We start from the raw sequence: 11,995 nt of genomic DNA on the forward strand, positions 1-11,995 counted from the left end.
AACCCCCGTCCGGAGGGGACGGGGGTTTCTTGGCGGCTAGGGAAGGGCGAGCTTACAGCTTGCCGAACTCTTCCTTGGATGCCTTGTAGTTGTTGTCATCCTGGAACTCGTAGATGCCAATGAAGGCCTCGGTGGGATCACCGGCGGCGGAGAACGTTACGGGGCCGGACTGGCCGTCGTAGTCGATGTCCTTGCCGTTGCGGAGCAGGGTGACGCAGGACGGGAAATCGGTGCACTTTTCACCGGTCTCGGAGACTGCCTTGAGCTGGGCGGCGATGTCGACGCCCTTGGTGCTCTTGGCGGCTTCGGCGGCCAGTGCGACGAGGTTCACGGCGTCATAGGACTCGCCTGCGTAGCTGTAATCCTTCAGCGCGGGATCGATGGCCAGGAGCTTCTTCTTGAAGTCTTCCTTGGCGAAGGTGCCCGGGATGGTGCCCTGGGCGCCCTTCAGCGTGCCGGCCTGGAAGTCCTTGCTGTAGTCGGACATGTTGCCGTCGACCATGAAGAGCTGGGTGGGCTTGATGCCCTTGCCCGTCATCAGCGGAACGATGCTCTTGGCCTGGTCGAAGGTGACCAGGGCGATGGCATCCGGCTTCGCGGCGATGACCTTGTCAACCTGGCTGCTGAACTGCGAATCGCCCTCGTTGAAGAGCTCCTCCGCAACGACCTTGCCGCCTGCTGCTTCAAACGCGGCCTTCACGTTCTTCGCGAGACCCGTTCCATAAGCGTCGTTCAGGACGATCATGCCCACGGTCTGGGCGCCACAGGTGGCCATGTAGTTGCCGAGGACCTTGCCCTGGAGCACATCCGAGGGGGCGGTGCGCCAGTAGAGGCCCTTGTCGTCCCAGTCGGTGAAGTCCGGCGAGGTGTTGGCCGGGGAGAACTGGACGACACCCGCGCCGGTGATCTGGTTGATCACGGTCTTGGAGACGCCGGAGGATGCGGCGCCGACAATGGCGCTGACGCCCTGGCCCAGCAGAGCCGTAGTGGACTGCGTGGCAATGTCGGTCTTGGTGTCACCGGAGTCACGGTGGATGACCTCTACGGGCTTGCCCAGCACACCGCCGGCATCGTTGACTTCCTTGATGCCGAGGTTGACACCCGCGATTTCGGGCGGGCCGAGGAAGGCCAGCGACCCGGTGGTCGGCAGGAGCGAGCCGATCTTCAAGGGGGTTTCGGTGGTGCCGGTGGAGGCGGGAACCGTACCGCCATTGGTCGCGGCTGACGTGCCCGCTCCAGCTCCAGCGCTGGGGGCCGGGCATGCGATCCCTGCGGCGTTTGCGGAAGCGGATCCGGTTCCGGTCGACGTCGGGGTGGATGCGCCACCACAAGCCGTAGCCAGAAGGGCGACGCCGATGCTAAGCGCTGTGAGCTTAGCGATGCGGGGCGCCACCTGGGGGAGTGAAGTCATTTACAATCTCCTCGATCTAAAGGTGCGAACGGCCTTTGATGCGAATGATCAGGTGTTCCTGAATTACTTCAAGCTAGTGCAATTCCGGCCCGATCCAAAGTGACTACGGTCACATCCTTATAACACTCGTTGCATAGAGGAAATCTGCCGGCCGGATCGCCGGGCGCCAAGGAGTGTGCCCCAGGTGGGACTCGAACCCACAACACGCGGATTTTAAGTCCGCTGCCTCTGCCAATTGGGCTACTGGGGCGCCCGGTCCATGGTATCCCGTCCCGGGGCCTGGCTAAGCGATGCCGAACGGCTTGGCGTAGCGGAACGTCCCGCTGACGCCGCCCGGCCAGACGGCCAGCGGCAGCAGCTGGAAGTGCCCGCCCCAGGCCGGGTCGGGGGCGTCGACGCCGAGGGAGGTCGACGCCACGAAGCCGAAGCGCGAGTAGTACTCAGGGTCTCCCAGCAGGGCGATGCCGCGCTCCCCTGCGGCGTTGGCCCGGAGAATCGTTTCCTTCATGAGCTTGGTGCCGATGAGGTGGCGCTGCAGCCGCGGGACCACCCCGATCGGGCCCAGGCCCAGGAGCTCCAGCTCCCCCACCCGGCCGCGGGTGCTGATCACATGGCCGACGACCGCGCCGTCGAGCTCCGCGACGATACTGAACTCCGGCAGGTATTCCTCACAGTCGAAGAGCGCCGCCACGAGCTGCACCTCTTCGGGCTCGCCCTCGACGGGCAGGCCGGTGACCGGGGAAACGGCAAAGGCGGCGGCGGTGAGGGCAAGGATGGCGGGCCGGTCGGCAGGCTGTTCGCTGCGCAGCACCAGTTCCGGGGCGGGCTTGTGCTCCCCGCTGGCCTCAACCAGTTCGTGCAGCACCTCGAGCGCCCGGTCAGCGTCCGCAACCGGGACCAGGACGTGGTCGTGGTGGAATCCGGCCAGGACATTGCAGCTGATCTTGGCCTCGGTCAGGGCGGCGCTGACCGCGGCCGTCAGGCCGATGGCCTCGAGCGAGGAGTGCACCTGGAGGGTGATCCAGGCGCCGACGAAGTCGTAGGGCAGGCCGAGGCTGTCGGCTTCGGCCCGCGGCAGGACAACCGTCAGGCCTTCCGCTTCACGCACGGCGGCTGCGATCGCCCCGGCGAGGGGCCGGCGGTGCGGCCAGAGGACGTAAACGAACTCGCCATCCCGGATTTCCGGGTGCATGGTGGCCAGCAGGGTGTGGAGGTCCTTTTCAGCGGTCATGGAGCCCAGTCTAGGCGGGGCCCCGGCCAGTCCCCGGCAGGCTGCCGGGGACGGCGTTTGGGTTAACGACGACGGCGGCCGCTCCCCCGCAAGGGAACGGCCGCCTTCGAAGGCTGCTGCAGGCTACTTGGAGTCGGCGGAAACAGCTTGCTTGTTCGCAGGCTTGCCGGCCTGTGCCGCCGGCTTCTCCGCAGCGGGGGCGTCGGGCGCCGCTGCCGGCTTGGGAGCCGGCGCCGCCGCGGCCACGAAAGCGCCACGCGGGTTGTCCAGGTCGATCAGCTGGGTGGTGTCGCGGCCCATGAAGAAGGCCAGGATCCAGCCGAAGATGACCCGGATCTTGCGTTCCACGGTCGGCATGGCCATACCGTGGTAGCCGCGGTGTGCCAGCCAGGCCAGCGGGCCCTTCAGGCCGATGCGGCCCAGCAGGTTGATGTTGGCCACACCCTTCCACTCGCCGAAGCCGGCCACTGCGCCCAGGTTCTTGTGCTTGTAGTCCTTGAGCGGCTTGTCCCAGCGGGAGGCCCACAGGTTCTTGGCCAGGAGCTTGGCCTGGCGCAGCGCGTGCTGGGCGTTCGGGACGCAGGTGCCGTCCGGCAGTCCGTTGCCCGTGAGGTCCGGGACTGCCGCAACGTCGCCAGCAGACCAGGCGTTGTCGATGATCCCTTCGTCGCCGGCAATGCGCAGGTCCGCGAGGACCCGGACGCGGCCGCGCGGCTCGAGCGGGAAATCGGTGGAGCGGACCATCGGGTTCGCCTGCACACCAGCCGTCCAGACCAGGGTGTCGGCCTGGAACTCCTGGGCCGCGGACTTGTCCGGGAGGTTGATGAGCTTCAGGGAACCCTCGGCGCTGTCCAGCGAGGTGTTGAGCAGGACCTCGATGCCGCGGCTGCGCAGGTGCTCGACGACCCACACAGCCTGGCTGGCGGTCACCTCGGGCATGATGCGTCCCATGGCCTCTACCAGGACGAAGCGGACTTCCTCCTGGCTGACGCGGGGGTTGTTCTTGACCGCCGCGCGGGCGAGATCTTCCATTTCGGTGATGCACTCGATGCCGGCGAAGCCGCCGCCGACAACAACGAAGGTCAGGGCGCGGGCGCGTTCGGCCGGATCCGTCATGAGCGACCCGGCTTCGATCCGGTCGAGGACCTTGTTCCGCAGGGCCACGGCCTCCTCGATGGTCTTGAGGCCGATGCCCTTGTCCGCGAGGCCCTTGATCGGGAAGGTGCGGGTGATGGCGCCTGCGGCCACGACGACGTCGAAGTAGGGGACCTCGAAGTTCTCGCCGCCGTCGGCCGGGGCCACCACAGCGGTGCGGTTGGCGTGGTCGATCGAGGTGACGCGGCCCTGGATGAGCTCGGTCTGCTTGAGGTGCTGGCGGTGCGAGACGACGGCGTGGCGTGCCTCGATGTTGCCGCCGGCAACCTCGGGGAGGAAGGGCTGGTAGGTCATGTAGGGCAGAGGATCAACGACGGTGACGATGCCACCGGCATTCGCGATCTTCTTCTGCAGTTTGAGGGCTACGTACAGGCCGACGTACCCGCCGCCGACGACGAGTACCCTGGGACGGTCCTGGAGCTGAGGGGAGGATGCCATTCCACAAGAATACCGTAGTTTGTGAAAAACTTCACTAACTACGGTTTCCCGCTGGAATCCGCGGAATCCAGCGCTCCGGTGTCCGGCGTTGCCGGGCCGCCGGGGCCTCCCGGCGGGGCCGGCCGTACGGCACGCCGCAGCTGGAAGACGGCGGCCCCCACGATGCACAGGAACAGCCCGCCGAAACCGAGTACCACCAGGGCCGGAACGGCTCCGTCCAGCCCCGACGGGCGCTCCGCGACCGGGACGGTGGCCTCCGGAAGGGTGGGCGCCGCGCTGGAGGGGACTGCTGAGGGCGCCGCCGACGCGGTGGCCAGGCTGCCCCGCCGGTGGACCCGGATCCAGTCGGAGATCGAGCCCAGCGGATTGACCCGGGTTTCCGGAACGTCGGACTTCAGGGCCGCCTCGGCGTCGAGGATCCCGAACCCGTACAACGGGTCCTTCCCCTTGGCGCCGGCGTCCTTCGCGGTACTGACGATCCGGTTGATGACCTGGTTGGCCGACATTTCCGGCCATTTGGAGCGGATCAGGGCCGCCACACCGGCCACGATGGGCGTCGCGCCCGAGGTGCCGGCCCATTCCGCATAGCCGCCGCCGGGCAGGCCGCCGACCAGGTTCTCGGCGGGGGCCGCGACGCCGATGCTGATGCCCTGGGAGGAGGAATCGATGCTGGCCGTTCCCTTGCGGTCCAGCCCGGCGACGGTCAGCACGCCGGGGATGGTGGCCGGTGCCCCGACCTGGACGTTGCCTCCCCCGCGGTTGCCCGCGGCGGCGACGATCACGACGTCCTTCTGCTCGGCGTACAGGAAGGCCGCATCCCAGCTTTGCGGCCATTCCGGCGAGGTGCTGCCCAGCGAGATGTTGATGACCCGGGCGCCGTTGTCGACAGCCCAGCGGACAGCCTGGGGTATCTGGTCCTGGTCGCTCTTGCCGCCGGGGTTCGCGGATCCGAGCCAGGTGGAGACGGACAGCAGCTGCGCTTCGGGGGCCACCCCGACAAGTCCGTCCGGCGCGACGGACGGGCCTGCACCCGGGCTCGGCGAGGCCGTGGAGTCGGCGGGCTGGTGGCCGCGGCCCGCCAGCATGGTGGCGACCAGGGTCCCGTGCTCGGGCTTCGCGCCGATGCTCTTGTGCCCGTCCGGGCTTCCGGCGCCGGAGACGTCGACGCCGCCGGCCAGCACGCCGGCCAGGTCCGGGTGCTTGCCGTCCACGCCGCTGTCGATCACGGCGACCTTGACGTTGGCGCCCCTGGAGACCTCCCAGGCCTTGGTGATGCCGGATTCGGCGAGCCAGTACTCCTTGTCGCGCCAGGCGTCGGCGTGCGCGGCGGGGGCCGTGGTCAAGGCGGCCGTCAGAGTGCTGCCCGCAAGGGCCAAGGCCACCAACGCGGAGGCGGTCCGGCGGCGCCGGGCTGTTGCTCTGGTCATTAGGGTCCTATCGGCGGGACAGCTGGTGGCGCTGTGGCTTCGGTGTCGCTGGGGCTGTGGTGGCGCTGGGGAACACCGGGAGGGAACTGTGCGGGGATGTGCCGGTCGGGCGCCGGCCGGCGGGGGCGTCCGGCGGACACACAGTCCGGGCGGCCTGCGGCCTAGCGGATGCTCAAGGCGATTCCGTCAAGAATATCGTGTTCGCTGGTGATGGCCGACGCGACCCTGCCGTCGGTCACCTCGGCCAGCCGTTCAAGGACGCGACGCCAGACGAGGGCGCCCGCTCCGATCACGTCCACCCGGCCGGGGTGCATGTAGGGCAGGGCGGCGCGTTCGGCGTGGGTCATTTCCAGCAGTTCCGTGCAGGCCCGGCGCACGGCATCGAGCGACAGTTCAGTGCCGTGGATGGCCGCCGCGGAGTACTCCGGCAGCGCGAGCGCGTGGGCCGTGATGGTGGTGATGGAACCGGCCACCCCGACGACGGCGGCGCTGCGCTCCAGCGGGACGGTCCGGGCCGCCACCTCGAGGGCAGCGTCGACGTCGGCCTCCGCCGCGGCGATCTGGTCCGCCGTGGGCGGGTCGCTGCGCAGGTGGCGTTCGGTCATCCGGACACAGCCAATGTCGACGGATTTGGCGGCAATGACGCCCTCGGCGTTGCCGAGCACGAACTCCGTGCTGCCGCCGCCGAGGTCCACCACGAGCACGGGGTCCGCGCCGCGGGAAGGCAGGACGCTGCTGGCGCCGGCAAAGGACAGGGCGGCTTCCTCGTCCCCGGTAATGACCTCGGGTTCGACGCCGAGGAGTTCGCGGATGCCGTCGACGAAGATCTGCCGGTTGTTGGCGTCGCGGGTCGCGGAGGTCGCGACGAAACGCACCTTGGTGGCCCCGTGGCCCTGGATCTGCCGGGCGTAGTCCTCCGTGGCGGCAAAGGTCCGGTCCAGGGCCTCCGGGGCGAGCTCGCCGGTGGCGTCCACGCCCTGGCCGAGCCGGACGACGCGCATTTCGCGCACCACGTCCCTCAGCCGGGGCGCCGCGCCGTCCCGGTCCAGGTCGGCGATGAGCAGGCGGATCGAGTTGGTGCCGCAGTCCACGGCGGCCACCCGGGTCACTGGCCGGCTCCGCTGGTGCCGGCGGCGCTGCCGGGGTTCCCGGTGCGCGGCTTCCGGACCGGGGCCGGCCGTCCCACGATCTCCGGAAGTCCCTGCGGCCCGTGCCTGCTGAGGTCCTGCGAGGGGGTCTCGCCGCCGGTGTCCCAGGCGCCGTCGCAGTAGCAGCGGTCCGTGGTCCACCATTCGCTGATGGCGGCGAGGGCCTCGTCGCCGAGCGGGTTCACACCTGGTCCGGCGGCCAGTGAATGCCCCACCAGGACGTGCAGGCACTTGACGCGGGTGGGCATTCCGCCGGCGGAGATGCCGTCGATTTCGGGCACGGCGCCGATCCCGGACCTGGCCCCGATCTCCGCACGGGACGCCAGGTAGGCCGCGTGGGCGGCGCGGTAGTCCGCTGCCAGGGCCTCGTTTCCGCCGAGCCGCTCGTTCATCTCGTTCATCAGGCCGGCCGCTTCGAGCCGTGACACGGCGGAGGTGATGACGGGGTGCGTGAGGTAAAAGGTGGTGGGGAAGGGTGTGCCGTTGCTAAGCCGCGGTGAGGTGGCCGCCACCAGCGGGTTGCCGCAGACGCAGCGGGCCGGGATTTCCACGACGTCGCGCACGGGCCGTCCCAGTTGCCGGCTCAGGACGTCCAGGTCGTGCGGCGAGGGCCGGCGGGATTCCGCCAGGGAGCGGGCCGGTTCCGGGGTTTCCGGGTTCACTGCCGTGGGGGTCTCGTCCACTTGGTTCTGGTCCACGGGGCGGCACCTTCCTGCCCTGTCTGGTTTGTCCGGCGGACAATCCTGCGGCGGGCGCCGCTTCTAGTCTGTTGCCGAGCGCCGGATGGAGTCCCAGAGGGAGTCAACCCAGGGCAGCTCGGCCGGGTCTTGTGCTGATCCTGCACCGGCCGCGCCACTGGTGGAACCGGCAGGAAGATCGCTGCCGAAGACCCAGTAGCCCGTCTCGCCGGGCATAACCATGTTAATGCGGTCCCGGGCCTGTTGTTTCACGAAGTTCGGATCCTGCCACCGGGAGACCTGGCGCCTCAGCTCGTCCTGCTGGGCCTGTTTGTCGGAAATCTCCGCCTGGAGGGCGGCGATTTCGGCCCGCTTTTCGAAGAAGATCTTGACCGTGGGCGCCAGCATGATGGTGATGGCAATCATGACGACGAACAGCGCCAGCATGCGGCCGGAGAAGGCCTTGGCAGGGACCGGGTCGAGGTTCTCTGCCGCCGGCGCCGTGCCGTCCTTCGACGGTTTGGCGGTGCCGTGTGCGCCGGCGCCCTGCTTGGCGGTGCCGGGCTTTGCGGTGCCGGGCTTTGCGGTGCCGGACTTTGTGGCAGTCGGCGGGGCAGCGTTCTTCGGACTGGCAGCGGACGCAGCACCGGCCGGCCGGCCGGAGGCGGCGTTGCCCGCGGGCTGGCCGGCTGCCCTGCCGGGAGTCCGCGGGCCGGAGGCGGCGTTGCCGGCGGTGTGGGTCTGGGAGCCGCGGGAACCGCCGAAATCAGCCTGGATGACGTCGCCGCCGTCGACGGTGTCCGGAGACTTCGGGGCCGCGGGCGTGGCCCGGGGAACCTTGGGTCGGCGGGTGGCCATGTCACTCCTGTAATGCCAGGTTCTCCCCCGGCTGGCTTGCTGCGTTCAGTGCTGATCCCGCGGCCTGGGCCGGGCACCGACCTGGAGCCGGCTGCGCGGCGCCACTAACGGTGCCAAAAAAGACGTGCCAAAAAGGAACCGGTGGCCATGGTCTTTCAACCATAGCCACCGGTTCGCAGTTCGTGCGGTTACTAGCCCTTGAAACGCGGGAAGGCGCTCCGGCCGGCGTAGCGTGCGGCGTCGTCGAGTTCCTCTTCGATGCGCAGCAGCTGGTTGTACTTGGCAACGCGCTCGGAACGGGCCGGGGCACCGGTCTTGATCTGGCCGGCGTTGGTGGCCACGGCGATGTCAGCGATCGTGGTGTCCTCGGTTTCGCCGGAGCGGTGCGAGGTGATGGTGGTGTAACCCGCGCGCTGGGCGAGGGAGACGGCGTCCAGGGTTTCGGTCAGGGAACCGATCTGGTTGACCTTCACCAGCAGGGAGTTGGCGGTCCGCGAATCGATGCCGGTCTGCAGGCGCTCCGGGTTCGTGACGAAGAGATCGTCGCCCACGATCTGGACCTTGTCGCCGATGGCGTCGGTGAGGGTCTTCCAGCCCTCCCAGTCGTTCTCGTCCAGCGGGTCCTCGATGGACACCAGCGGGTAGTCGGCAACGAGTTCGGCGTAGTAGGCGCTCATCTCGGTGGAGCTCAGGGCCTTGCCTTCGAACTGGTAGGCGCCGTCCTTGAAGAACTCGGAGGAAGCGACGTCCAGGGCCAGGGCGATGTCCTGGCCCGGGGTGTAGCCGGCGTTCCGGATGGCTTCCTGGATGAGGTCCAGGGCTGCACGGTTGGACGGCAGGTTCGGCGCGAAGCCGCCTTCGTCGCCCAGGCCGGTGGACAGGCCCTTGGCCTGCAGGACAGCCTTGAGCGCGTGGTAGACCTCGACGCCCCAGCGCAGGCCTTCGGAGAAGGTCTCGGCACCCAGCGGGACAACCATGAATTCCTGGATGTCGACGTCGGAGTCGGCGTGCGATCCGCCGTTGAGGATGTTCATCAGCGGCACGGGCAGCACGTGGGCGTTCGGTCCGCCGAGGTACTTGTAGAGCGGCAGGTCGGCGGAGGCCGCGGCTGCGTTGGCGACGGCCAGGGACACGCCCAGGATGGCGTTGGCGCCGAGCTTGCTCTTGTTCGCGGTGCCGTCCAGGTCGATCATTGACTGGTCGATGCTGCGCTGGTCGGTGGCGTCGAATCCGATTAGGGCCGGGGCGATCTGGTCGATGACCGCGTCGACGGCCTTCTGGACGCCCTTGCCGAGGTAACGGCCCTTGTCGCCGTCGCGGAGTTCAACGGCTTCGTGCTCGCCGGTGGAGGCGCCGGAGGGAACTGCTGCGCGGCCGATCTGGCCGTCCGAGAGCAGGACTTCAACTTCTACGGTGGGGTTGCCACGGGAATCGAGAATCTCGCGGGCGTGGATGGCATCGATAAGCGCCATGGATAGGCTCCTTTGGGTGAAGCGGTCTGCTGGGAATCTGATGGGAAATCAAGCTGGGAATCAAGCTGAAAAACCGACGTCCTCGTCGCTACCCAGCCTAGTCGAGAGTGGGATAAGTTACAGAAACCTATCCAGTCCCCGGACGTCATTTTGGCGGATCACGGGGACGACGGCGCGGGCGGGCCCTCCTGGAAGCGGCGGTTCGCGCCGCGGAGGGCCCGTTCGGCGTCGAGCCCACGGTTCCGGGCAGCGGCGGCAATGGCAAAGAGCAGCTCCCCGAGGCCCTCTTCCGTGGCGGGGACGTCAACAGGCCCGGTGACGGCCGGGAGGCCGGCCCGTTCGGCGCGGTCGAGGAGCTTTTGGGCCCGGGCCAGCGCCGGAAGGGCGGCCGGGACGCCCCCGAGGGCCCCCAGCCGGGAAGGATCAGCGCGGTCGGGTTCAGAGCCGGAGTCAGCGGCCCCGGAATGCAGGACCTGCTCGGAGCGTTTGACGGCGTCCCACGTCTGGACGATTTCCTCCACCGTCGCGGGGAAGGACTCCTGGAGTGAGCCGTCGGGACGGAAAACATGCGGGTTGCGCCGGATCATCTTGGCCGTCAGGCCGCGGGCGACGTCGTCGAGGTCGAAGGCGCCGCGCTCCTGGGCGAGCCGGGCGTGCAGGACCACCTGGAGCAGGACGTCGCCGAGCTCGGCCTTCAGCTCGGCGTCGCCGCCGGCCGTCTCGATCGTCTCCGCCACCTCAAAGGCCTCCTCGAGGAGGTATTCCACGAGGGACTCGTGGGTGAGGGCCCCCATCCAGGGGCAGCGGACGCGCAGCTCGGCCATTGTCCGCACCAGCGCGCCCACCGCGTTGGAGTCCTGGTTAGCCAAGGTCGGCGTAGGCCTCGTTGATGTATTCGACCAGGGCTTCCTTCTCCTCCAGCGGCAGGAAGGCCGCCTCGGCTGCGTTCAGCGTCAGCTCCAGCAGGTCGTCGAGGTCGTAGTCGAACGTCTCGACCAGCAGTTCGAATTCGTCCGTGAGGGTCACGCCGCTCATCAGCCGGTTGTCGGTGTTGATCGTGACGTTGAAGCCGAGCTGGTAGAGCATGTCCAGCGGGTGGCTTTCGATGCCTTCGCCGAAGCCGGCGACGGCGCCGGTCTGCAGGTTGGAGGAGGGGCAGATTTCCAGGGCGATGCCGCGGTCTCGGACCCAGCTGGCGAGTTCACCCAGGGTGACCATGCCGATGTTGTCGTTGGCCTCATCGCTGTCGGTATCCTCGTCCTCGTCGAATTCGACGGTGACGTCCTCGGCGATGCGGACGCCGTGGCCCAGGCGCAGCGCGCGTCCGTCGACCAGGGCGGACTGGATGCTGTCGAGTCCGGCGGCTTCCCCGGCGTGGACCGTGGCCGGGAAGTTGTGCTGGGCCAGGTAGGTGAAGGCGTCCTTGAACCGGGACGGCAGGAAGCCGTCTTCGGCGCCGGCAATGTCGAAGCCGACGGCGCCGTTGTTGCGGTGGCGGACCGCCAGTTCGGCGATTTCCTGGCCGCGGTCAGCGTGCCGCATGGCCGTGATCAGCTGGCCGACCTGGATGTCGCGGCCGGTCTCGGCGACGGCGTCGACGCCGGCCTCGAGGCCCGCCTGCACGGCCTCGACGGCGTCGTCCAGGCTCAGGCCCTGCTGGAGGTGCTGTTCGGGTGCCCAGCGCACCTCGCCGTAGACCACGCCGTCGTCGGCAAGGTCTTCGACGAATTCCTTGGCGACGCGGAAGAGCCCTTCCTTGGTCTGCATCACGGCGATGGTGTGGTCGAAGGTCTCGAGGTAGCGGACCAGCGAGCCGGAGTCGGCGGATTCACGGAACCACTCCCCCAGGGCGACGGGGTCGGTGGAGGGCAGGGTGTGTCCCGCGGCCTCGGCCAGTTCGATGATGGTGGCCGGACGGAGTCCGCCGTCCAGGTGGTCGTGAAGGGAAACCTTGGGGAGGCCCTTCAGGTCGAAGTCGAGGTCAGGGGCAGCGTCAAGAATTATCTCAGTCACGTTCCAACCTTAGGGTTGGAGCTCCGGCAATGCCAGCCGGTCAGCCGGCGGCCGCGCCGGACGGCGGAATCAGGCCTCGACGTCGGCCGGTGCCGCCAACTGCGCGGGCAGCGGCGCGGCAGCCGCCTGCCGCGGCGCGGACGCGGCGGGCCTGGCCTGCGGGGT

Annotated in this window: 10 protein-coding genes and 1 tRNA gene; all 11 read right to left on the reverse strand. The window is 68.7% G+C overall.

The window, feature by feature from the left end; all coding sequences use genetic code 11:
• Positions 1 to 52: 52 nt before the first annotated feature.
• The 11 genes from ACZYZ5_RS11745 to ACZYZ5_RS11795 all read right to left on the reverse strand — a co-directional run bounded on the left by ACZYZ5_RS11745 (position 53) and on the right by ACZYZ5_RS11795 (position 11,830).
• Entirely contained in the window at positions 53 to 1,411 is a 1,359-nt protein-coding gene (locus ACZYZ5_RS11745; RefSeq protein WP_463901897.1) for an ABC transporter substrate-binding protein, read from the reverse strand.
• A 176-nt stretch (positions 1,412 to 1,587) separates the two neighbouring features.
• Positions 1,588 to 1,661: transfer RNA gene (locus ACZYZ5_RS11750), tRNA-Leu, on the reverse strand.
• Between the two features lie 33 nt (positions 1,662 to 1,694).
• Positions 1,695 to 2,642: an N-acetyltransferase gene (locus ACZYZ5_RS11755; protein WP_463901898.1), complete on the reverse strand. Its 948-nt coding sequence runs from the start codon at positions 2,640 to 2,642 to the stop codon at positions 1,695 to 1,697.
• Positions 2,643 to 2,765: 123 nt separating this feature from the next.
• Positions 2,766 to 4,235: an NAD(P)/FAD-dependent oxidoreductase gene (locus tag ACZYZ5_RS11760; protein ID WP_463901899.1), complete on the reverse strand. Its 1,470-nt coding sequence runs from the start codon at positions 4,233 to 4,235 to the stop codon at positions 2,766 to 2,768.
• A 38-nt stretch (positions 4,236 to 4,273) separates the two neighbouring features.
• Positions 4,274 to 5,662, reverse strand: a complete 1,389-nt coding sequence (locus tag ACZYZ5_RS11765) for a S8 family serine peptidase (protein WP_463901900.1) — start codon at positions 5,660 to 5,662, stop codon at positions 4,274 to 4,276.
• A gap of 161 nt (positions 5,663 to 5,823) precedes the next feature.
• Complete coding sequence (locus tag ACZYZ5_RS11770) at positions 5,824 to 6,771, reverse strand: Ppx/GppA phosphatase family protein (RefSeq protein WP_463901901.1); 948 nt, start codon at positions 6,769 to 6,771, stop codon at positions 5,824 to 5,826.
• Positions 6,768 to 7,472 carry a DUF501 domain-containing protein gene (locus tag ACZYZ5_RS11775; protein ID WP_463901915.1) on the reverse strand — a complete coding sequence of 235 codons (705 nt, stop codon included), beginning with the start codon at positions 7,470 to 7,472 and terminating at the stop codon, positions 6,768 to 6,770. Before ACZYZ5_RS11775 ends, ACZYZ5_RS11770 begins: the two co-directional genes overlap by 4 nt.
• 99 nt (positions 7,473 to 7,571) lie before the next feature.
• A complete protein-coding gene (locus ACZYZ5_RS11780; protein WP_463901902.1) occupies positions 7,572 to 8,345 on the reverse strand; it encodes an FtsB family cell division protein in 774 nt (257 codons plus the stop codon).
• A 191-nt stretch (positions 8,346 to 8,536) separates the two neighbouring features.
• The gene (gene eno / locus ACZYZ5_RS11785) at positions 8,537 to 9,817 is read right to left on the reverse strand and encodes a phosphopyruvate hydratase (RefSeq protein ID WP_463901903.1); all 1,281 of its coding nucleotides are present in this window, start codon (positions 9,815 to 9,817) and stop codon (positions 8,537 to 8,539) included.
• Positions 9,818 to 9,975: 158 nt separating this feature from the next.
• Positions 9,976 to 10,611 (reverse strand): MazG nucleotide pyrophosphohydrolase domain-containing protein, encoded by a 636-nt coding sequence (locus tag ACZYZ5_RS11790; protein ID WP_463901916.1) that lies wholly within the window; start codon positions 10,609 to 10,611, stop codon positions 9,976 to 9,978.
• A gap of 67 nt (positions 10,612 to 10,678) precedes the next feature.
• Positions 10,679 to 11,830 carry an adenosine deaminase gene (locus tag ACZYZ5_RS11795; protein WP_463901904.1) on the reverse strand — a complete coding sequence of 384 codons (1,152 nt, stop codon included), beginning with the start codon at positions 11,828 to 11,830 and terminating at the stop codon, positions 10,679 to 10,681.
• Positions 11,831 to 11,995 lie beyond the last annotated feature (165 nt).

Source organism: Pseudarthrobacter ribosi, assembly GCF_055412865.1.